The organism is Allobosea massiliensis, assembly GCF_042655245.1.
Lineage (GTDB): Bacteria > Pseudomonadota > Alphaproteobacteria > Rhizobiales > Beijerinckiaceae > Allobosea > Allobosea massiliensis.
Genome location: NZ_JBHSLU010000078.1, coordinates 1 through 21,990, shown reverse-complemented (window position 1 = coordinate 21,990; position 21,990 = coordinate 1). Strand labels below are relative to the sequence as shown.

Below are 21,990 nucleotides of genomic sequence, written 5' to 3'. Positions count from 1 at the left end.
TCGGGGATCTCTCGGTTCAGGGTTGGCGTTCACAACCCAAACCTAACCGGCAATCGCCGGTGACCACCGTCAGCTACACCACGCTATGGGACACGACCATCCCTGTGCGAGGAGCTCGCTGGAACGGTCTTGGGCATCATGCCTTCGTCCCATGCCCGACTAGACGCGACAACCCGATGAGGGAAACTGGCGTCGAAAGGGCTCGCGGCGGAGGCTGGCCGTCGACCCGATAAGCGCGGCCCGGAGCCCAAAATCGCCGACAGGCGGAGCGCCGGGGGGCGTGCGGGCAGTGGCTCAATCTGCCCGCGCCGCATCCTGGCTCAATGGATGCGGCTTGCTACCCAACGCGCCTCGCGGCGCTCCGCTGCCCCTCGTTTGTGACGTCCGCGTGGAAGCGCGGGCGGGATTTGGCACGACCACTCGCAGCAGGAGGCACTGGACAAACGCTTTCGCTATGGGACCCGGCAAGGTCTCACTGGCCGTCCGACGCCTGCCTCAGGCTCCAAAGCCGATCCCCGCGGTACGGGACGCCGCCGGAAGCGCGGCGAGACCCGACCTGAGCCGCCCCCGGGACGTTCGCCAACGGTCTCGCGCGGCGGCCGCCGTCGGGTCCGGTCACCGCAGCGGATAGCCCAGGAAGGCCGCGATGGCCGCCGTTTGGGCCTGCACCATGGCGCCGCCGCCGGCCGTCCGGCAGCCGCGGCGTGCGGCGGCAAGCAGAAGCGGTGTGGTCGGCTTCGTGACGATGTCGATCACCACGGTCCCGGACTCGAGGTCGGCGATGTCGATGGCGGTTCCGTCGCTCTCGGCCATGCCGACAGGTGTCGCGTGGACCAGCAGATCGAGACCGCGGAGGGACAGCGAGCCGGCTTCAGGCATGATGCCGCCCTTGGCGGCGATGCGGCCGCAGAGCGCGACAGCCCGGGCCTCATCCCGGTCGACGACCGAGAGCGAGGCGATGCCGGCTTCGACGAGGGCGAAAGCGATCGCCGCGCCCGCTCCTCCCGCGCCGATCAGGCCGACGCTCTTGCCCTGCGGGACGAAACCGATGCCGGCGGCAGCGCCCACGAGGCCGACGCCGTCGAAGATGTCGCCGATCCAGCGGCCGTCCGGCAGACGCCGGGCCGCGTTGACGGCGCCGACGTCACGCGCCCGCTCGCTGATGCTGTCCAGCCAGGGGATCAGCCGCTCCTTGTAAGGCATGGTGACGACGAGACCGTCGAGATTGGCGAGCGCCAGCAGGCCGGGGATCGCGGCCTCGAAGCGGTCGGATGGAACATGGAGCGGGACGAGCGCCGCATCGTGACCGGACGCCGCGAGGCGTGGATTGAAGTTCTGCGGCGAGCGGGCGTGGATGACGGGATCACCGAGAAAGCCGAGGAGCCGGGTCTTGCCGCTGATCGCGGGGGGCAGAGCGTCTGCGGGCATCGGGCAACCTTCTTGCAGATGAGGAGCGGGCATTCAGTCGAGAGGCGGCGGGCCGGAGGAGGCCCGGATCACCAGCTCAGCCTCCGCCTCGAACGAGACCGCGCAGTCGCGCCCCTCCAGCCTCGCAGTCAGGACCTGGGCGGCGATGCGGCCGATCTCGGCGCCCGGCACGCGCACGGTGGTGACCGGCACCGGGAGATGGCTCATGATCTCGATGTCGTCATAGCCGACGATCGAGAGATCGGCCGGGAGGCGAAGCCCCATGGCCAGCGCCTCCAGCACCGCGCCGACGGCGAGATGGGCGTTGCCGCAGATGATCGCGGTCGGCTTCGGGTCCGTCTGCCAGAGGCTGCGCAGCAGGCGCCGGCCATCCGCGATCGACCATTCGCCCATGGCGAAATGCTGCGGCCGGACGGCGAGGCCGCGGCTGGCGAGGGCATCCCGCACGCCGTCGAGGCGGGCGCTGGCGCGATCGTTGTTGCGGGTGGACTGCGCGATGACGCCGAAGCGGACATGGCCGAGATCGGCCAGATGGTCGGTCATCATCATCAGCGCCTTGCGGTTGTCGGGGCCGACGCAGGTGCCGTGGGTCTGCGAGTCATAGACGAAGGTGTTGACGAAGGGCATGTCGCGCCGCCGCAGCAGCGGCACCAACTCCGGATGGTGTGCCTGGCCGACCAGGATCAGCCCGTCGACGCCGCGCTCGACGAATTTGCGGACCTGGCGCAATTCCAGATCGGGATCATATTCCGAGCAGGCGAGCAGCAGCGTATAGCCGGCTTGAGACAGCTCCGACTGGATCGCCTGCGTCGCATGGGCGAAATCGCCGATCGACAGCGCCGGAAAGACCGCGCCGATGGTCTGGGAGCGGCGGGTGCTCAGGGCGCGGGCCGCCCCGTCCGGCACCCAGCCCAGTTGTTCGACCGCAACCGCGATACGCTCGCGCAGATCGGCCGAGACGACGTCCGGATTGTTGATGGCGCGCGAGACGGTCGCCGTCGAGACGCCCGCCGCCTGCGCCACCTCGCGCAGACCCACGCTGCGCCGCACGTCGCCGCGCCCCTCGGACGGCGCGATGACCGTGCCCCTGTCGACCGTCTTCACCCGCGCCATGCGTTCATCTCTCCCGCTCCGGCCGGCAGGACCTCACGCGAGTTGCGGTTTCGCCAGCCCGTATTGCAGGCGATAGATGCCATAATCGCGCGCCGGATCGTAGCCGGACGCCACGGATGACAGCGCCTGCGCGGACGCATGTTCGGCAAGCGCCGCCTCGAGCGGTGCGGCCTCGACGGCCTCGATCAGCAGAATCCAGTCCGCCGTCTGGTCGGGCTCGCCGCGCAGGGCCTTTTCGGCCGTCGCGCCGCCGCCACCGCCCTGCCCTTCGAGCAGATGCACGGCCACGATCGAGGGCGCCGCCTGAAGTTCGTCCATCATCGTGCCGAGACGCGCGAGAAATGCAGCCCGCTCGCCGCTCGCCGCCAGCCGCAATGTCGCGACGGAGGCTCCGTCGCCGAGTCCGCGGCTCTGCGCGACGTGGCAGATCGTCCGCGACGTCTCGCGGAAATGCCGGACGACACGCTGCGTCCAGGGCGACGGCGCGTTCAGCCGAGCCAGATAGTCAGGCGAGACCAGCACCTCGGGCGTCTCCGTCTCGTAGAAGTTGAAGTATTTTGGCGCGCCCCGCTCCGCCACATAGCGGCGGCCGCGCAGGAAGCCCGGCACGGCGACGCGCTCGGGGATGTGCTCGCCGATATGCCAGGCGACGAAATCGGCCTCCGCCTCCGCGGCGATGCCGTTCCAGATCGCCAGCACGCCCTTGCCCGCCAATGCCACGTCGTTTTCTCCTCAGACCCTGTGCAACTGCAGCCCGCCGCCGACGTCGATATGGATGCCCGTCGCATAGGGGATCGCCCCCGTGACGAGGGCAGCGACGGTGCGCCCGACATCGGAGGGCTCGCCCCAGCGCTGCATCGGAATGCCGCCAGCCGCGAGCAGCGCGTCGTATTTTTCCGTCACCGGCGCGGTCATAGCGGTGCGGATCACGCCCGGGCGGACCTCGAAGACGGCGATGCCGTCGGCGGCCAGGCGCGCCGCGAACAGCTTCGCCATCATGCCGACGCCGGCCTTGCTGATGCAGTAATCGGCGCGGTTCTCGCCGATGATCTCGGCATTGGCCGAGCCGATGAAGACGATCGAGCCCGGCTGGCCCGGTAGCTTCGCCAGGCGCCGGCGCGCGAAGGCCTGCGTCAGGAAGAAGCCGGCGCGGAGATTGACCGAAAGCGTGTCGTCGAAGCTCTCCGGCGAGAGATCGAGCAGGTCGCCGCGCTGGCGCGAGGTGATGCCGGCATTGTTCACGAGGCACTCCGGCTCGCCGAGATCGACGGCAATCCGCTCGATCAGCGCGTCATGGCCAGTGAGATCGGCGACGTCGCAGCTATAATAGGCGCCCGCATCGGACGGACCATGCCATGCCTCGGAGACAGGCTCCCGGCTGACCCGCGCCACGACGAAACCGGCAGCAGCGAGCGCTTCCGCGATGGCCGCGCCAATGCCGCGCCCTGCCCCGGTGACGATCGCGACGCGTTTCACGGCGCCGGTCTCGCGGTCCGACCGGAATGGCATCTCATGGCCGGGGCAAGGCGTCTCGGACTTGACACTGGTCGACTCCCAATTCTATGCAAGCGGTTACAAAACCGGCTGCGAAAGTCAATCGCTCCGATGCCGGACGCAGCGAGGAAGCGACCGATGAAGGTGATCAGCGCGAGCGAGGCAGCCTCGCTCATCCAGCCCGGCGACAGCATTTTGGTCAGCGGCTCGGGCGGCGGGCATTGCGTGCCGGAGGCCGTGCTGGAAGCGATCGAAGCCCGCTTTCTCGAGACCGGCGCACCGCGCGACCTCTGCCTGATCCACGCGGTGGGCATTGGCGACCGCAAGCTGAAGGGCGCGGCGCGCTTCCGCCACCCCGGCATGCTCAGGCGCAGCATCACCGGCGCGCTGGTCGATTCCCCGCCGCTGATCGAGCTGGCGCAGAAGGATCTGATCGAATCCTACACCCTGCCGCAGGGCGTGATCGCGCAGATGACCCGCGAGATCGCCGCCGGCCGCCCCGGCGTCATCACCAAGACCGGGCTGCACACCTTCGTGGATCCGCGCCAGCGCGGCGCGCGGCAGAGCGCTTCGGCGCGCGAAGACCTCGTCGAACTGCTCGAGATCGGCGGCGAGGAATGGCTGCGCTTCAAGCCGTTTCCGCTCGATGTCGTGCTGTTGCGCGGGACCACCGCCGACGAGGACGGCAACGTCACCATGGAGCAGGAGGCGGTGCCGGGCGAGATGCTGTCCTCCGCCCAAGCGGGCCGGCGGCTCGGCGCGGTCGTCGTCGTGCAGGTCAAGCGGCTGGCGCGGCGCGGGACGCTGCCGCAGCGCGCGGTGAAGATCCCCGGCATCCTTGTTGACCATATCGTCGTCGACGAGAACCAGCGCCAGACGTACTGGAGCGACTATAATCCCAGCTATTCCGGCGAGATGCGGATTCCGTTGGAGGGCATGCGCCGCCTGCCCTTCACCGAGCGCAAGATCGTCGCGCGTCGCGCGGCCATGGAGATCCGCCCCGGTGCGATCTGCAATCTCGGCGCCGGCATCTCGACCGGCGTGTCGGCGGTCGCGGCGGAGGAAGGCTTCCTCGACGAGATCGTTCTGACCAACGAGCAGGGCTTCGTCGGCGGCGCGCCGCTGACGGGTCCGGATTCCGGCGCCGCCCAGAACTACGACGCCGTCGTCGACCAGCCCTACCAGTTCGATTTCTACGATGGCGGCGGGCTCGACATCGCTTTCCTCTCCTTTGCCGAGGTCGATGGCGAGGGCCATGTCAATGTCAGCCGCTTCGGCGACACCATCGTCGGCATCGGCGGCTTCGTGAACATCAGCCAGAACGCCCGCAAGGTCGTGTTCAGCGGCACCTTCACCGCCGGCGGGCTGCAGATCGCCACAACGGACGGGCAGTTGCGCATCCTGCAGGAAGGCCGCAGCCGCAAGTTCGTCCGTGCCGTCGAGCAGATCTGCTACAATGGCCGCTTCGCCCGCGAGCAGGGCCGCGAGGCGGTCTTCGTCACCGAGCGCGCGGTCTTCCGCGTCGGCGCCAGCGGGCTCGAACTGTGCGAGGTCGCGCCCGGCATCGACATCGAGCGCGACATCGTCGCCCATATGGATTTCCGCCCCGCCATCGCGGCCGATCTCAGGACGATGGATGCGCGCCTCTTCGCGGCTGAGCCGATGGGCCTCAAGCGCGACATCGCGGCACTCGGCTCGCAGGCTCGCCAGCCGCGTCGTCGGCTGGGGCAGACGGAGACTGTGCATCGCGTCGCGGGCGTGGCCGAACCGGCCTGAGGTTCAGGCCTCGTCCCGCGCCCTTTCCAGCCCGAGCATCAGAGCCGCGAGGGCCTCGAGCGTCGGCGTCGGTACGCTCTTGGAGCGGCCGCGTTCGATCACGCTGCCATAGATCGCTTCGACCTCGCTGGGCCGGCCCGCCTCGATGTCGCGGCGCATGCTGGTCTTGTTGCGCGCTGCTCCGCTGCCGACGATGCCGTCGAAGACGCGGTAGCGTGTTTCTCGCGGCAGATCGATGCCCCAGGCCTGCGCTACGGCGGCGGCCTCGTCCATCGCCCGCCTCGCGATGAGGGCCAGCGGCGGCAGGCTCGCGACGCCGCCGATGGTCAGCCCGGTCAGGCCACTGGTCGCGGACATCGCGACGTTCAACATCAGCTTCCGCCATTTCTCGGTCAGAATGGACGCGCTCGCCTCGGTCGGGAGGCCGTGCTCGGTCAGCAGCGCGGCCAGCGCTTCGGCCCTCTGCGAGAGGCCGCCCGACATTTCGCCGATCAATGTCGGCAATGCGGCGTAGTTGCGGACCACACCGGGAGCGTCCAGCGTTGCGCCGAGCGAGGTCAGACCGCCCAGGACGGCACCCGGCCCCATCGCTTCCACCATAATCTCTTCATTGCCGAGACCGTTCTGGACGCTCACGGCAACAGCGCCGGGCGCCATCAGCGGCGCCACGCTTCGACTCACCTCGCGCGTCGCATGCGCTTTGCACTGGACCAGCACGAGATCGGCCGGGACAACGCTTCTCGGCGTGGTTGCGACGTGGATCGGAACGCTGCGGTCACCCCCCTCCCCGACGATGCGCAAGCCCCGCTCGCGGATCGCCGATGCACGCTCCTCGCTGCGCATCAGGAGCGTGACGCGCAGGCCCCGCTCGGCCAGCAGGCCACCGAACAGGCAGCCCATCGCTCCCGCCCCGGCCACCAGGACACGCGGATCCTTCATCTGCAGCCTCCTCGTCGCCGCGTTGCCGACGCCGGCCATTCACGACAATGTAAGCGGATACATTTTGCTTGTCACGCCGGCCAGGGTCGACTAGCTTCTCCGCATCGACCATGGCGGCGCCCTGCCAATGCAGCGCAGCGCCCCATCAAGAGCGCCGCCTGCGGGCAGGTGCCGGACCACAGGGAAGGAGAGCCGGGACATGGCTTCGCAGATGGCGTCGCGGGCGGCGTCCGATTTCGACAGCGCGCCGGCGGTTGAGGCCGCGCCGCGCCGCCGCTCGCCGACGATGCGACGGCTGCGCGCGATCGGCTGGAATCTGATTCCGCCGCTGACCTTCGTGGCCATCGTCGGCCTGTGGTCCTTCTCGATTCAGTTCTTCAAGATCCCGGCCTATCTGCTGCCGGCGCCAGGGGCGGTCTTCCAGCGCGTCGTCACCGATGCCGGCATGCTCTGGCTCAATGCCAAGGTGACGCTGACCGAGATCGTGCTCGGTTTCGGCCTGACGGTCGTCTTCGCCATCCCGCTCGGCCTGCTGATCGCGCTCTCGCCGATCGCCAAGCAGACACTCTATCCGCCGATCATGCTGCTGCAGCTCGTGCCGAAGATCGCGGTGGCGCCGCTCTTCCTGGTCTGGCTCGGTTTCGGGATGGAATCGAAGGTCCTGCTGACCCTGCTGATGACGTTCTTCCCGCTGCTTCTCGCGAGCATCAGCGGCTTCCAGATCCTCGACCAGCGGCTGCTCTATCTGACGCAGTCGATGGGGGCGAGCACCTGGCAGACCTTCTGGTATCTGCGCTTCCCCGCCGCGCTGCCGGTCATCTTCTCCGGCATCAAGACCTCGGCCACCATTGCCGCGACGGCCGCCATCGTCGCCGAATTCGTCGGCGCCAATCAGGGCCTCGGCTATGTCCTGCTGCGCGGCACCAGCACGCTCGACATCGAGCTGACCTTCGCGGTCCTCGTCGTGCTCACCATCATCGGCATCGTCATCAACTACGCGGTCGAGTTCAGCGAGTGGCTGATGACGCCCTGGCAGCGTCGCACCCGCCGCTGAGCACGCCGGAGCGGCGGCGAAACGCTGGCCGAAGGAGCCAGCTTCCGCCCCACCGAGACGAAAACCACGACAAGACCAACACAATGGGAGGGCTCACATGAAGCACTGGATCAATCGCTCGCTGGCGGCCACCGCCTTTGCCGCCGGCCTCGGGCTTTCTGCCGCGCTGGCACAGACCCCTGTCACCTTCCAGCTGAACTGGACGGCGGGTGGCCCGAATGCCGGCTTCGCCGCCGCCGTCGGCGAGGGCTACTACAAGGCCGCCGGGCTCGATGTGACGATCGTGCAGGGCAATGGGTCGGGCAACACGGCGCAGCTCGTCGCCAGCGGCCGTTCGCAACTCGCCTATGCCGACGCGGTGGCGGTCAGCCAGCTGATCTCCAAGGGCGCACCGATGAAGATCGTCTCGACGATCTACCAGTCGAACCCCAATGCCGTGAACGCGCTCAAGAAGACGGGCATCAAGTCCGTCGCGGATCTGAAGGGCAAGAAGATCGGCGTGCCCGCCGGCGGCTCGCAGGGCCCGATGCTGCCGCTTCTCCTCAAGGCCAACGGCCTGAAGGAATCGGACATGACCCTGATGAACATGCCGGTGGCCGCGATGGTGCCCTCGCTCCTGCAGGGCCAGGTCGACGCCATCCTCGGCTCGACCGACGCCTACCAGATCCAGCTCGAGATGCAGGGCGCCGAGCTGACCAATTTCCCCTTCGCCGATCACGGCGTGCCGACGGTGGCGACCTCGATCTTCGCCTCCAACGACTACATCAAGCAGAATCCCGAGGTGCTGAAGAAGTTCATCGCCGCGAGCCTGAAGGGCTGGTCGTTTGCGCTCGACAACCCGGCGAAGGCGATCGAGCACGTCAAGACGCTGTTCCCGGACGTCAACGTCAAGCTCGCCACGGCCGAGCTCGCCGCGATCACCCCGCTGTTCTGCAGCGGCGGCGCCAAGTTCATCGGCAAGGCCGAGGACGCGCACTGGACCCGCACCCAGGCGCTGCTCTCTGAGGTCAAGTTGCTGCCGGAAAACCAGGATCCGAAGAGCTACTACACCAATGAGTATCTGCCCGCCGAGAGCGAGATGCGCGCCTGCAAGTGAGCAGGCGTTTCCCGCCTTCCCCGCGACCAGGACGATGCCGGACGCCATGCAGGACAAACCGAGACTGGGTTATCGCTATGACGACCTCCATGTCGGGATGCGCTTTCGCAGCCCGGGCCGCACGATCACCGATGCCGACCTGGTCGGCTTCGCAGGGCTGACGGGCGATTTTTCGGAGCTGCATACCAGCGACGTCTACGCCCAAGCCAGCCAGTTCGGTCGAAGGGTCGCGCATGGCATGCTCGGACTCGCCTATGCCCATGGCCTGATGTGGGCGCGCACCGGCGAGCTTCGCGAGATGGCGATCGCCTTCCTCGGCATCGACGGCTGGCGCTTCGTTGGGCCGGTCTTCGTCGGCGATACGATCTTCGTCGACTACGAGCTCGCCGAACTGCGCGACAGCCGCTCGCGGCCGACCCAGGCGATCGCCACTTTCGAGGTCAAGGTGGTGAAGCAGGACGGGTCGGTCGTGCAGCAGGGCCGCAAGGCCCTGCTCGTCTCCAAGGTGCCGCTCGAGGCCGTGGCGGCGTCGAGCTCCGCCGCTCCCGCGGCCAATGAACGGACAGCCTCATGACCGAGCCGGACCAGAAGTCGGGTGTGACGATCCACATCCGCAATGTCTCGAAGGTGTTCGGCGCGGACGGCGATAAGCCTTTCCGCGCACTGAAGCCGATCGACGTGACGATTCCCGCCGGCCAGTTCATCTCGGTCGTCGGAGCTTCGGGCTGCGGCAAGAGCACACTGATGCTGATGATCGCCGGGCTGCTCTCGCGCTCGACCGGCGAGATCACCGTCGACGGGCGCAGTGTCACCAAGCCGATCACCGATGTCGGCATCGCGTTTCAGGACCATCTGCTGCTCGATTTCCGCACGGCGTTCGAGAACGTCATGCTGCATGCGGATATCCGCGGGCTCGACCGGGATACGCTGGCGCGCCGGGCGAAGGACCTGTTCGCGCAGCTGCGGCTCGAGCACGCGATGGACAAATATCCGAACCAGCTCTCGGGCGGCATGCGCCAGCGCGTCTCGCTGATCCGGACGCTCGTCCATGAGCCGCCCGTCATCCTGATGGACGAACCCTTCGGCGCGCTCGACGCCCTGACGCGCCTCCAGGTCCGGACCGATCTCGAAAGCCTATGGCTGCGCCGGCGCCCGACGGTGGTCTTCATCACCCACAGTGTCGAGGAGGCGGTGGGTCTTTCCGACCGCATTCTGGTGATGAGCCCGAGCCCCGGCGAGGTGATCGACGACATCGAAGTCGACCTGCCACGGCCTCGGCCGATCGTGCTCGGCGACGCCGCGGCCTTTGCGGCCTATGTCGACCGCATCCACCATCAATTCGAACGCATGGGCGTGCTGCACGGGATCACCCTGCCCCAGCAGAGCGCGGCCTGACATGGCGAATGACGGCGCGGCAGGGGGCAGCGCGAGGCTGAGCGAAACCTCCTTCATCGCCGAGATCGCGCTGTGGAACGGGCCGCTCAACCTCGTCACGGGTTCGCTGCTACGCCAGCTCAACCGCATCCTCGCCGACCTCGCGCGGCGCGACGATCTGCGCTGCGTGATCCTACATGGCGGCGAGTCCCGCGCCTTCTGCGCCGGCAGCGACATCAAGGAGTTCGCCTCGGTCCGCCACGAGGCCAGCGAGCGCAAGATCCTGGTGGAGGACATGGTTCTTCGCAATCTCGCGCGGCTGCCGATGCCGACCATCGCCGCCATCGATGGGCCGGCACTGGGCGGCGGGCTCGAACTGGCGCTCTGCTGCGATCTGCGGGTCCTGAAGGCGGGTGTCGCCATCGGTCTGCCGGAATGCCATCTCGGCGGGCTCGCCGGCAGCGGCGCGGTCCGGCTGACACGGCTCGTCGGCCCGGCCCGCGCCAAGCAGATGCTGTTCACCGGCGCCACCATCTCCAGCGAGACCGCCCTCGCCTGGGGCGTCGTCAACGCGGTTGCCTCCGACGGTTCGGCGCTGGAGGCCGCGCGGCGGCTTGCCGGCGAGATCGCCGAGCGTGGCCCGATCTCGAACCGCCTCGCGAAGGACCTCGTCGATCGCGCCGGCGACCTGCCGCTCGACGCCGGGCTGATGCAGGCCAATGTCGCGCAGCAGCGCATTTTCGATTCCGACGACCTGCACGAGGGCGCTGCCGCCTTCTTCGGCAAGCGCGCGCCTGTCTTCGCTGGGCGATGATGCCTGGCCCTACCACCACTGGACCAGGCTTGGTCATGCCGGACCAAGGAAGAGCGAAGATCCGCCTCTCGCATCCGAGGCTCACGGCCTCGTCTAGGCTTGTGCCGCGTTGCGCGCATCGACGAGGCGGTAACCGACGCCGGGCTCGGTCAGGATGAAGCGGGGATCGGCCGCGTCGTCGCCGATCTTTTCGCGGACATGGCCGATCGCGATCCGCAGATAATGGGTGTCGGCGACATGGGCCGGGCCCCAGATCGTCGTCAGGAGCTGGCGGTGCCCGACGAGCTTGCCGGCATTGCGCGCCAGCAGAGCGACGACGTCGAATTCCTTGCGTGTCAGCTTCACGGCCTGGCCGTCGACGCTCACCGTGCGGCTCGCCAGGTCGATCTCGAGCCCGCCAATCCGGATGGCGGCCGGCTCGGCGTTGCGTTCGCCGCGGCTGCGCAGCAGCGCCCGAAGCCGCGCCAGCAATTCGCCCGTGGAGAACGGCTTGGTGACATAGTCGTCGGCGCCGGCATCCAGCGCCGCGATCTTCTCGGTCTCGGCATCGCGCACGGACAGAACGAGAATCGGCACGCTCGACCATTCGCGGATCGCCTGGATCACCGCCTTGCCGTCCATGTCGGGCAGGCCGAGATCGAGCAGCACGGCATCGGGCGCCGCCGTCGCGGTGCGCTCGACGCCGAGGCGGCCGCGGTCGGCTTCCAGCATCTCGAAGCCGCCGGCGCCGAGCACGATCGCGAGAAAGCGCCGGATCGGCGCCTCGTCGTCGATCACCAGGATGCGGGCGGGCTTGGGCTCGGTCATTCGGAGAGATCGCTGCAGGCAGGGGCGAAGGGCAGCCTGATCACGATCGCGGCGCCGCGTCCACCGGGCCCCGCTTCGGCCCGTGCCGTGCCGCCATGCGCCTCCACCAGCCCGCGCACAATCGACAGGCCGAGCCCCGTGCCCGCCGGACGCGAATCCCCTTCCGCCACGCGGTGAAACAGGTCGAAAACGCGCTCGCGCTCGGCCTCGGGAATGCCGGGTCCCTCATCGGTCACCGCGATCTCGGCCATGGCGCCGTCGGCTCGCGCCGCGATCGTGATCGAGGTGCCCGCAGGTGCGTATTTGGCGGCGTTCTCGACGATGTTGGCGATGGCCTGCCCGATCAGCACGGGGTCGACATGGAGCGGCGGCAGGTCGCGCGGCGTTTCGATGACGAGGCGGTGGCGCGCAAGCACCCGCTCGAGATCGGTCCGCACCACGCCGAGGATTTCGCGCAGATCGACCGCCGCGCGCTTCGGCGCCAGCGCACCATGGCCGAGCCGGGTCATGTCGAGAAGGTTCTGGACGTAGCGGTCGAGCCGGCGCGCCTCGTCGAGCGCCGTCATCGTCAGCTCGCGGCGGTCGGCCGCACCGAGGACGCCATCGGTCTCGGCCAGACTCGACACGGCGCCGATCACCGTCACCAGCGGCGTGCGCAGATCGTGGCTGACGGAATTCAGGAGCGCCCCGCGCAGCTTCTCGCCCTCGGCCGAGACGCGGGCATTCGCCAGTTCGCCGGCGAGCCGCGTCCGCTCCACCGCGACGGCGACCTGGTCCTCGACCGCCAGCAGGAGGCGCCGCGTCTCGGGGTCGAGCCCGCGCTGCCGGTCGCGGAAGCGCACGCCGATGACGCCCAGGATGCTGCTGGCGGTGGCGAGCGGCACGAACAGCCATTCGGCCATCGGCAGCGTCGCGGTGCCCGCGCCGGCCGGCTCGTTCTTCTCGAAGGCCCAGCGCGCGGCGCCCTCGGCGCGGGCATCGAGTTCCGCGATGGTGGGGTGGCCCTGCACCTGCTGCAGCGCCCCCGCTGCATCCGGCATCAGGATCAGCGACTGGCAATCCAGCGTCGCGGCAATGTGGAAGGCCGCGGCCCAGAGCACGTCGTCGGTCTGCGTGGCGGAGGCGATCTTGCGGGCGAAGTCGTAGAGGGTTTCGGTGCGCCTCTGGGCGGCGCGCATCGCCTCGACCTGGGCCTTGAGCCGCCCGGCCAGCGTGCCGGTGAAGAGCGCGCCCAGCAGATAAACCAGGATCGACACGACATCTTCCGAGCGGTTGATGTGCAGCGAATAGTAGGGTGGGGTGTAGAAGAAGTTGTAGGCCACCGATCCCAGCGCGCCTGCCGCCAGCGAAGGCCCCAGCCCCCAGCGCGCCCCGACCATCAGCACCGCGATCAGATAAATCGCCGAAATCGCGCCCCCCGGCACCGCATCCCAGATCGAGATCGGCAGGGCCAGCATGGTCGCCACGACGATCGCACCGCAGGCGGTGGCGTAGCCCTGCCACGGTCCTTGCAGCCAGGGGTCGGCGACCGCCTTGCGCCGTTCGACCCGGGCATGCGGCGTCACCACCGTGATCTCGAAATCGGTGGCGTCGTCGAGCAGCCGGTCCGCGACAGGTTCGCGAAAGGCGCCGACGAGCCGCTGCCACCAGGACCGCTGCGAGCGCGGCCGCCCGATCACCAGCCGCGACACATTGCGCTGGCGGGCATAGCGCAGGATCTCGCCCGCGGCGTCCGTCTCCGCCCGCAGCACCACCGTCTCGGCGCCGAGCGATTCCGCCAGCCGCAGTGCCTCGGTGGTGACGGCGCGCGCATCCGAGGGAAGCGCCTCGTGGCGGGGCGTCAGCACCGTCGCTACGATCCAGGGCAGGCGGGCACGCTCGGCCATGCGCTTGCCGGCCCGCACGAGGCTGCGCGCCACCGGCGCTTCGTTGATGCAGACCAGCAGCCGCTCCTCGGCCGGCCAGGGACCCTTGACGGCATGGGCCTGCATCCAGTCGAGCATCTCGGCATCGACGCGGCTCGCGGCCGTGCGCAAAGCGAGTTCGCGCAGGGCCGTCAGCTTGCCCTTGCCGAAGAAGTTGTCGAGCGCCCGGCCGATCTGCTGCGGCACATAGACTTTGCCGTCCTCGAGCCGCTTGATCAGCTCCTCAGGCGGCAGGTCGATCAGCTCGATCTGATCGGCCCGCTGCAGGATCTGGTCCGGCACCGTCTCCTGCACGCGCACACCGGTGATGCGCGCGACGACGTCGTTCAGGCTCTCGACATGCTGGATGTTCAGCGTGGTCACGACGTCGATGCCGGCGTCGAGCACCTCGACGACATCCTGCCAGCGCTTGGGGTGGCGCGAGCCCGGCGCGTTGGTGTGGGCGAGTTCGTCGATCAGCGCGATCGCCGGCCGGCGCGCGAGCAGAGCGTCCACATCGAGTTCGCTGAGGACCTGCCCGCGATAGTCGACCTGTCGCCGTGGCAATTGCTCGAGGGTGTCGAGCAGCGCCGCCGTTTCGGCCCGTCCATGCGTCTCGACGAGCGCCACCACGACATCGCGGCCCGCGCGCTGGCGCACGCGGGCCTCCTCGATCATCGCGAAGGTCTTCCCTACACCCGGCGAGGCGCCCAGGAAGATCTTGAGCCGGCCGGCGCCCGCCTGCTCCTCGCCCCGCGCTCCGGCGAGGAAGGATTCGGGCGGGGGCCTATCGTCGTGCGGGCTGGGCATGCGCGGGCAACCAGAGCATCAGCGCGCGAGCCTGTCGAGCGCGAGGTTGAGGGCGAGCACATTGACGCGCGGCTCGCCGAGAATGCCGAGCAGCGGCGGCTCGACCTGGTCCTGCACGAGGCGGCGCAGGCTGTCTTCCGCCACGCCGCGGGCCTTCGCCACGCGCGCCACCTGGGCGAGCGCCGCCTGCGGCGAGAGGTCCGGGTCGAGGCCCGAGCCCGAGGCCGTGACCAGGTCGGCCGGCTGCGGTCCGCCGCCGAGCGCCGCGACCCGGTCCGTGATCGCGGCCTTCAGCGTTGCAGACCCCGGCCCGAGATTGGAACCGGTCGAGTTGGCGGCATTGTAGGGGCTGTCCACCGTCTTGGACGCATCCTGCGGATCGGGTGCGGAAGTCGCCGAGGGGCGGCCATGGAAATAGCGATCCGACGTGAAGGACTGGCCGATCAGCGACGAGCCGATCACGGCGCCGTCCTTCATCACCGGCGAGCCGTTGGCCTTGGCGGGAAACACGGCCTGGGCGACCCCGGTGACGGCGAGGGGATAGGCGGCGCCCGTCAGCACACTGAACAGGCCGAGCAGGACGAGCGAGGGACGTAGATAGGAGGTCACGATCTATCTCCTCAGGCGAGGTGGAGCAGGTCGACGATCAGGTCGATCGCCTTGATGCCGATGAAGGGCACGATCAGGCCGCCGAGCCCGTAGACGAGCAGGTTGCGGCCGAGCAGGGAGGCCGCCGAGGCCGGGGCGTAGCGCACGCCCTTCAGCGCGATCGGGATCAGCGCGACGATGACGAGCGCGTTGAAGATGATGGCCGACAGGATCGCCGATTGCGGGGTGCCGAGCCCCATCACGTCGAGCACCGCGAGGCCCGGATAGGCGGTGACGAACAGCGCCGGCAGGATGGCGAAATACTTGGCGACGTCGTTGGCGATCGAGAAGGTCGTCAGCGCGCCACGCGAGATCAGGAGCTGCTTGCCGACCATGACGATCTCGATCAGCTTGGTCGGGTCGCTGTCGAGGTCGATCAGGTTGCCGGCTTCCTTGGCGGCGGGCGTGCCGGAGTTCATGGCGACGCCGACATCGGCCTGCGCCAGCGCGGGCGCGTCGTTGGAGCCGTCGCCGCACATCGCCACCAGCCGCCCTTTCGCCTGTTCCTTGCGGATCAGCGCGAGCTTGGCTTCCGGCGTCGCCTCCGCGAGGAAGTCGTCGACGCCCGCTTCCGCCGCGATGGCGGCCGCCGTCAGCGGGTTGTCGCCGGTGATCATCACCGTGCGGATGCCCATGCGGCGCAGTTCCGCGAAGCGCTCGCGGATGCCGGGCTTCACCACATCCTTGAGATGCACGACGCCGAGCACGTCGTTGTCGCGCGCCACCACCAGCGGCGTTCCACCCGCGGAGGCGATCTTGCGCACCGCCTGCTCGACCGTCGCCGACAGTGCGCCGCCGGTGAGCTTCGCCATCGTGTCGGAGGCGCCCTTGCGCAGGGCGCGGCCATCCGGAAGGTCGACGCCCGACATCCGGGTTTGCGCGGTGAAGGGCACGAAGACCGCGCCTGCACCGGCCGCGGCCTCGAAGCCGAAGCGCCTGGCGGCGAGATCGACGATCGACTTGCCCTCCGGCGTCTCGTCCGACAGCGAGGCCAGGAAGGCCGCCTCGGCGAGATCGCGCTCGCTGACATTCGCCGCCGGCTCGAAGGCATGGGCCATGCGGTTGCCGAAGGTGATCGTGCCGGTCTTGTCGAGCAGCAGCACGTCGATGTCGCCGGCCGCCTCGACCGCGCGGCCGGATTTGGCGATGACATTGGCCTTCACGAGCCGGTCCATCCCGGCGATGCCGATGGCCGAGAGCAGCCCGCCGATCGTGGTCGGAATGAGTGTCACGAACAGCGCCGCGAGATAGATCACCGGCAGCGTCGTGCCCGACCAGGACGCGAAGAAGGGCAGCGTCACCACGACGAAGAGGAAGACCAGCGTCAGCGCCGCCAGCAGGATGTCGAGCGCGATCTCGTTCGGGGTCTTCTGGCGCTTGGCGCCCTCGACGAGCGCGATCATGCGGTCGAGGAAGGTCTCGCCCTGGCGGGCCGTGACGCGCACCACGAGCCAGTCCGAGACCAGCCGCGTGCCGCCGGTGAGCGAGGAGCGGTCGCCGCCGGATTCGCGGATGACCGGCGCGGACTCGCCGGTGATGGCGCTTTCGTCGACCGAGGCGACGCCCTCGATGATCTCGCCATCGGTCGGCACGATGTCGCCGGCCTCGATGAGGATGACCTCGCCGGGCTCGACGAGCTCGACCTCCTTGGTGCCGTAGACGACCCGGTTGGCCGGATCGACCAGGACCTTGGCGAGCGAAGAGGAGCGGGTCGAGCGGAAGGCGTCGGCCCGCGCCTTGCCGCGCCCTTCCGCGACCGCCTCGGCGAAGTTCGCGAAGAGCACGGTGAACCACAGCCAGATCGCGATCTGCAGGCCGATCCAGAAGACCGGCCCGCCAGTCAGCCCTTCGCGGATGACGAGGATGGTGGCGAGCAGCGACACCAGCGCGGTCGAGAAGATGACCGGGTTTCGCGCCAGGCTGCGCGGATCGAGCTTGCGGAAGGCCTGCAGGATCGCAGGCCGGAGGATGACGGGCGAGAACAGGCCCATCTCGGTGGGAGCATGCTTGCTCATGGGGACCTCTAGAAGCTCTGCCCAGCCCGGATCGAGACGTGTTCCGCGATCGGGCCCAGAGCGAGGACGGGGAGGAAGGTGAGCGCGCCGACGATCAGGATCGTCGCCACCAGCAGCGTGACGAAGAGCGGCCCATGGGTGGGGAAGGTGCCGGCCGTCTCGGCCGCGGGGCGCTTGGCCGCGAGGCTGCCGGCGATCGCCAGGATCGGAATGATGTAGCCGAAGCGGCCGAGCATCATGGCGATGCCGAGGAAGCTGTTGTGCCAGGGCGTGTTGGCGGTGAAACCGGCAAAGGCCGAGCCGTTGTTGCCGGTCGCCGAGGTGTAGGCGTAGAGCAACTCCGAGAGCCCGTGGGGGCCGGCGTCCTGCACCGAGGCCTGAGCCTGGCCGGTCGCGATCGCCAGCGAGGCGAAGACCAGGATGCCGAGAGGCATGATCAGCAGGGTCAGCGCCGCGAGCTTGATCTCCTTCGCCTCGATCTTCTTGCCGAGATATTCCGGCGTGCGGCCGACCATCAGCCCGGCGAGGAAGACCGTGATGATGACGAAGAGCAGCATGCCGGTGAGGCCGACGCCGACGCCGCCATAGACCACCTCGCCGAGCTGGATGTTGAGCATCGCGACGAGCCCGCCCAGCGGCGTGAAGGAATCGAGCATGGCATTGACCGAGCCGTTCGAGGCCGCCGTCGTCGCCGCCGCCCAGAGCGTCGAGGCGAGGATGCCGAAGCGGACCTCCTTGCCCTCCATGTTGCCGGCCGCGGCATCGACGAGCCCGGCGTGCAGCGGGTTGCCGAGGCGCTCGGCGCCATAGATCGCTGCGAAGCCGGTAAGGAACAGCACGGCCATCGCCGCGAAGAGGGCGCGGCCCTGGCGCCGGTCGCCGACCAGCCGGCCATAGGTGAAGCAGAACGCGACCGGGATCAGCAGGATCGAGATCGTGGTCAGCAGGTTCGACAGCGCATTCGGGTTCTCGAAGGGATGCGCCGAATTGACGTTGAAGAAGCCGCCGCCATTGGTGCCGAGCTGCTTGATCGCGATCTGGCTGGCGACGGGGCCGAGCGCGATACTTTGCTTGGCGCCTTCAAGCGTCGTGGCGTCGAAGGATGCGGCGAGAGTCTGCGGCAGGCCGAGCGCGACCAGCACCAGCGCCAGGACGAGCGCGGCCGGCAGCAGGATGTAGAGAGTGGTGCGGGTCAGATCGACCCAGAAATTGCCGAGGACGCGGGTCTGCTTCGCGGCGAAGCCGCGTGCGACGGCGGCGGCCACAGCGGCGCCGCTGGCGGCCGAGACGAAGTTCTGCGTCGTCAGGCCGAGCATCTGGTTGAGGTTCGAGAGCGTCGTCTCGCCGCCATAGGACTGCCAGTTGGTGTTGGTGACGAAGGACATCGCCGTGTTGAAGGCGAGAGGCGCCGGCATCCCGTCGAAGCCCTGCGGGTTGAGCGGCAGCAGGTTCTGGTAGCGCAGCATCAGGAACAGCAGCGCGAAGCCCGCCGCGTTGAAGGCGAGCAGCGACAAAGCATAGGCGTGCCAGCGCTGAGGCTGCGGCCGGCCCTGGCCAGCGAGCCCGAGGATCGCGTTCTCGATCGGCGACAGGAATTGCGCTTCGCCGGTGAAGACGCGGGCCATGTAGTGGCCGAGCGGCCAGGCGAGCCCCAGCAGCAGGGCCGCGAAGATCAGGAACTGGACGAGGTCAGGGATGAAAGGGGTCTGGGTCATGAACCGCTCCCCGGTCAGAAGGATTCGGGGCGCAGCAGCGCCTTGAGCAGATAGGCCAGCAGCAGCGCCGCCACCGTCAGCCCCAGAATGATGTCGAGCGGCATGATGCGCCTCACAGCCGCTCTGCCGCGGCGACGGCGACGCCGGCGAGGCCGAACAGCGCGAGGCCGCCGAGCAAGAAGAGAAGGTCGATGAACATGGAAAAGCTCCGGTCCGTGGTCGGACCGGAGATGGAGCCGATGGCCGTAAGGCCGCCATGTCGAAGACGCCGGCTCGGCGTAACGCCGGCGTAAAGTCGCGATGCGGGGTGTCGCCGGCCGCTCAGCGCGCCGGGTCTGGACCCAGGATGGCCGCGGCGAGGCTGTCGCCGCTGTCGAAAGCGGCTTCCACCCGCGGCCCGATGCACCAGTCGCCGCAGGCTCCCAGGCGGGCCGAAGGGTCCCAGAAAAAGGCCTCGCCCAGCGGCTGCTCGACCAGCGCGTAGCGCCAGCGATGGGCCGCGAGGAAGGCTTGCTCCGCAGTCTCGCCGGTGAGAGCGCGGAACCGGGCATGAAGTGCCGCCCCCGCCTGCTCAGGCGTGTCCTCGAGATGCTCGCGCGACCAGCCCGGCGTGGCGTGCACGACGATGGCGTCACCGCTCGCATCGCGCCCGGGCTTGGAGTTGTCGCGCGCGATCCAGGCGATCGCCGTATCCTGCGGACGCAGGCGGTCCTGCGTGAGCGCGGTGCGCGCCTGAAAGCCGAGCATCAGCGCCCAGCAAGGGGCATAGGTCGCGCGCGCCGCGCCGGCCCAGTTGCAGCCCGCCGACGCCAGCAGCGGCGCGGCCTGCGGTGCCGGCACCGCGACGATGACGCCGGTGAACGTGCCGTTGCCCTCGGTCGCGACCGGTCCTTCGGCCGCCGAGACAGCCCAGCCATGGGAGCCGCGTGTCAGCGACGAGACGGTGCATTCGCTCACGACCGTCGCCTGCGGGGCCAATGCGCGGGCCGGCGCGCTCATGCCGGGCAGGCCGACATGATCCTCGCCCCAGCGCCCGACCAGCCCCTCCCCCGTCAGCCTCGTGACAAGCTCGCGAAACCGCTCGCCACGGGTGGTGAAGTATTGTGCGCCATGGTCGAAGCGGAAACCGCCAGCCCTCCGCGTCGCCATCCGCCCGCCGAGGCCGCGACTCTTGTCGAACAGGGTGACCGACCGGCCGGCTGCGCCCAGCCGGCGCGCAGCCGCAAGCCCGGCCATCCCGGCGCCGATCACGGCCCAATGTTCGTTCATCACGCGTGCCTCCGATGCCTCACGCTTACGCCCGCCAGCGCCTGCCGGATCAAAGCCGGACGCGGCCTGACGGGTTGCGACAGATGATTCCAATGCGGAACCATTAAAGCCGCCGCCGATTGGGTCTCGGGAGATCACCGGGAGGATATGGATGGCCCGTCGCGCACGCTACAAGCCCTATCGGCAACCGACCGGCGGATGGGGCTCGGTCAAGTCGCTCGGCGTCCATGTCGTCGGCCAGAATGCCTTTCACAGCACGCCGGGGCTCCTCACGGACCATAACAAGGTCGGCGGCTATGCCTGCACCAGCTGCGCCTGGACCAAGCCGCGCGAGGCCCATAGCGCCGAGTTCTGCGAGAACGGCGCCAAGGCGACCTTCTGGGACGTGACGACCCGGCGCACGACGCCTGACTTCTTCGCCCGCCACAGCGTCACCGAACTGCTCGGCTGGTCGGATTACGAGCTCGAGAATGCCGGGCGGCTGACGCATCCGATGCGCTATGACCGCGCTTGGGATCGCTATGTCGAGGTGTCCTGGGCGGAAGCGTTCTCCGACATCGGCCAGAAGCTCAAGGGCTACGATCCGAAGTCGACGGTGTTCTATGCGTCGGGCCGGGCCTCGCTCGAAACCTCCTACATGTATCAGCTCTTCGCGCGGCTCTACGGGCACAACAACCTGCCCGACAGCTCGAACATGTGCCACGAGACGACCGCGGTGGCGCTGCCGCAGAGCATCGGCACGCCGGTCGGCACCGTGCTGCTCGACGATTTCGCCGCGACCGACTGCATCCTCTCCTTCGGACAGAATGTCGGCACCAACTCGCCGCGGCTGCTGCACACGCTGCAGCAGGTGCGCGAGCGCGACGTGCCGATCATCGTCTTCAACCCGCTGCGCGAGCGCGGCTGGGAGGCCTTCGTCAATCCGCAGCGCCCGGGGCAGATGCTCACCAACGCCCCCACGCAGATCGCGACGCAGTACCACCAGCCGCGGGCCGGCGGGGACATCGCGGCGATGCTCGGCATCGGCAAGGTGCTGCTCGCGCTCGACGACGAGGCGAAGGCGGCGGGGCGGACGCGGATCCTCGACGCGGCCTTCATCGCGGAGCACACGCAGGATTTCCCCGCTTTCGAGGCCAAGCTGCGCGAGACGGGCTGGGACGAGATCATCGAGGCCTCCGGCCTGCCGCGCGCCGCGATGGAAGCCGCCGCCGCGACCTATGCCAAGGCGACGGCGACCATCGCGATCTACGGCATGGGGCTGACGCAGCACCGGCTCGGCGTCGACAGCGTGCAAATGCTGGTCAACCTGCTGCTGATGCGCGGGCAGATCGGCAAGCCCGGCGCGGGCATCTGCCCCGTGCGCGGCCATTCCAACGTGCAGGGCCAGCGCACGGTCGGCATCGCGGAGAAGGCCGAGCTCGTGCCGCTCGACCGGCTGGCGGAGCAGTATCGCTTCGAGCCGCCGCGCGAGGATGGCCTCGCCACGGTCGAAGCCTGCGAGGCGATCATGGCCGGCGAAATCCGCGCCTTCATCGGCCTCGGCGGCAATTTCGTTCGCGCCATTCCCGAGCGCGAACTGATGGAGGCCAAGTGGGGCGGAATCGACCTCTCGGTCCAGATCGCGACCAAGCTCAAGGTCGTGTCCCATAGCGTGGTGTAGCTGAGGGTGGTCATCGGCGATTGCCGGTTAGGTTTGGGTTGCGAACGCCAACCCTGAACCGAGAGATCCCCGAT

18 protein-coding genes and 1 pseudogene are annotated in these 21,990 nt (G+C 68.9%); 7 read left to right on the top strand and 12 right to left on the bottom strand.

Features of this window, described 5'->3' with window-relative positions:
• Positions 1–615: 615 nt before the first annotated feature.
• From ACFPN9_RS22165 to ACFPN9_RS22150, 4 genes are read right to left on the bottom strand one after another with little or no spacing between them, the layout of a single operon-like run.
• On the bottom strand, positions 616–1,428 hold the full coding sequence (locus tag ACFPN9_RS22165) for a shikimate dehydrogenase family protein (RefSeq protein WP_197426638.1): 813 nt from the start codon (positions 1,426–1,428) through the stop codon (positions 616–618).
• 33 nt (positions 1,429–1,461) lie between these two features.
• Complete coding sequence (locus ACFPN9_RS22160) at positions 1,462–2,541, bottom strand: LacI family DNA-binding transcriptional regulator (protein WP_066721615.1); 1,080 nt, start codon at positions 2,539–2,541, stop codon at positions 1,462–1,464.
• Positions 2,542–2,574: 33 nt separating this feature from the next.
• Positions 2,575–3,261, bottom strand: coding sequence for a DUF4286 family protein (locus ACFPN9_RS22155; protein WP_066721617.1), 687 nt, complete (start codon positions 3,259–3,261; stop codon positions 2,575–2,577).
• A gap of 12 nt (positions 3,262–3,273) precedes the next feature.
• A complete protein-coding gene (locus ACFPN9_RS22150) occupies positions 3,274–4,017 on the bottom strand; it encodes a 3-ketoacyl-ACP reductase (RefSeq protein WP_156446564.1) in 744 nt (247 codons plus the stop codon).
• A gap of 156 nt (positions 4,018–4,173) precedes the next feature.
• Between ACFPN9_RS22150 and ACFPN9_RS22145 the strand changes: the two genes are divergently transcribed.
• Positions 4,174–5,811 (top strand): acyl CoA:acetate/3-ketoacid CoA transferase, encoded by a 1,638-nt coding sequence (locus ACFPN9_RS22145; protein ID WP_082737660.1) that lies wholly within the window; start codon positions 4,174–4,176, stop codon positions 5,809–5,811.
• A 3-nt stretch (positions 5,812–5,814) separates the two neighbouring features.
• Here ACFPN9_RS22145 and ACFPN9_RS22140 read toward each other — a convergent pair whose 3' ends face one another.
• Complete coding sequence (locus ACFPN9_RS22140) at positions 5,815–6,789, bottom strand: ketopantoate reductase family protein (protein ID WP_067253739.1); 975 nt, start codon at positions 6,787–6,789, stop codon at positions 5,815–5,817.
• A 160-nt stretch (positions 6,790–6,949) separates the two neighbouring features.
• Between ACFPN9_RS22140 and ACFPN9_RS22135 the strand changes: the two genes are divergently transcribed.
• From ACFPN9_RS22135 to ACFPN9_RS22115, 5 genes are all read left to right on the top strand, one after another.
• On the top strand, positions 6,950–7,804 hold the full coding sequence (locus ACFPN9_RS22135; protein WP_066720836.1) for an ABC transporter permease: 855 nt from the start codon (positions 6,950–6,952) through the stop codon (positions 7,802–7,804).
• A 97-nt stretch (positions 7,805–7,901) separates the two neighbouring features.
• Entirely contained in the window at positions 7,902–8,900 is a 999-nt protein-coding gene (locus ACFPN9_RS22130; protein ID WP_066720835.1) for an ABC transporter substrate-binding protein, read from the top strand.
• A gap of 46 nt (positions 8,901–8,946) precedes the next feature.
• A complete protein-coding gene (locus ACFPN9_RS22125; protein ID WP_245282318.1) occupies positions 8,947–9,474 on the top strand; it encodes a MaoC/PaaZ C-terminal domain-containing protein in 528 nt (175 codons plus the stop codon).
• The gene (locus ACFPN9_RS22120) at positions 9,471–10,295 is read left to right on the top strand and encodes an ABC transporter ATP-binding protein (RefSeq protein ID WP_066720829.1); all 825 of its coding nucleotides are present in this window, start codon (positions 9,471–9,473) and stop codon (positions 10,293–10,295) included. Before ACFPN9_RS22125 ends, ACFPN9_RS22120 begins: the two co-directional genes overlap by 4 nt.
• A gap of 1 nt (position 10,296) precedes the next feature.
• A complete protein-coding gene (locus ACFPN9_RS22115) occupies positions 10,297–11,088 on the top strand; it encodes an enoyl-CoA hydratase/isomerase family protein (protein WP_066720821.1) in 792 nt (263 codons plus the stop codon).
• 93 nt (positions 11,089–11,181) lie between these two features.
• Here the strand turns inward: ACFPN9_RS22115 and ACFPN9_RS22110 are convergent, their stop codons facing one another.
• The 7 genes from ACFPN9_RS22110 to ACFPN9_RS22080 all read right to left on the bottom strand — a co-directional run bounded on the left by ACFPN9_RS22110 (position 11,182) and on the right by ACFPN9_RS22080 (position 20,256).
• Positions 11,182–11,895, bottom strand: a complete 714-nt coding sequence (locus tag ACFPN9_RS22110; protein ID WP_066720818.1) for a response regulator — start codon at positions 11,893–11,895, stop codon at positions 11,182–11,184.
• Entirely contained in the window at positions 11,892–14,609 is a 2,718-nt protein-coding gene (locus ACFPN9_RS22105) for a sensor histidine kinase (protein WP_066720815.1), read from the bottom strand. Before ACFPN9_RS22105 ends, ACFPN9_RS22110 begins: the two co-directional genes overlap by 4 nt.
• An 18-nt stretch (positions 14,610–14,627) precedes the next feature.
• Complete coding sequence (kdpC, locus tag ACFPN9_RS22100; protein ID WP_066720812.1) at positions 14,628–15,218, bottom strand: potassium-transporting ATPase subunit KdpC; 591 nt, start codon at positions 15,216–15,218, stop codon at positions 14,628–14,630.
• An 11-nt stretch (positions 15,219–15,229) separates the two neighbouring features.
• Positions 15,230–17,272, bottom strand: coding sequence for a potassium-transporting ATPase subunit KdpB (gene kdpB / locus ACFPN9_RS22095; RefSeq protein ID WP_066720809.1), 2,043 nt, complete (start codon positions 17,270–17,272; stop codon positions 15,230–15,232).
• An 8-nt stretch (positions 17,273–17,280) separates the two neighbouring features.
• Positions 17,281–18,987, bottom strand: a complete 1,707-nt coding sequence (kdpA, locus tag ACFPN9_RS22090) for a potassium-transporting ATPase subunit KdpA (RefSeq protein ID WP_156446535.1) — start codon at positions 18,985–18,987, stop codon at positions 17,281–17,283.
• Between the two features lie 14 nt (positions 18,988–19,001).
• The gene (gene kdpF, locus ACFPN9_RS22085; RefSeq protein ID WP_082732779.1) at positions 19,002–19,091 is read right to left on the bottom strand and encodes a K(+)-transporting ATPase subunit F; all 90 of its coding nucleotides are present in this window, start codon (positions 19,089–19,091) and stop codon (positions 19,002–19,004) included.
• 217 nt (positions 19,092–19,308) lie between these two features.
• Positions 19,309–20,256 (bottom strand): NAD(P)/FAD-dependent oxidoreductase, encoded by a 948-nt coding sequence (locus ACFPN9_RS22080; RefSeq protein ID WP_066720806.1) that lies wholly within the window; start codon positions 20,254–20,256, stop codon positions 19,309–19,311.
• Between the two features lie 151 nt (positions 20,257–20,407).
• On the opposite strand from ACFPN9_RS22080, the pseudogene ACFPN9_RS22075 reads away from it, so the two are divergent.
• Positions 20,408–21,889 (top strand): annotated as a pseudogene (locus ACFPN9_RS22075) (FdhF/YdeP family oxidoreductase); the annotation flags it as partial.
• Positions 21,890–21,990: the final 101 nt, after the last annotated feature.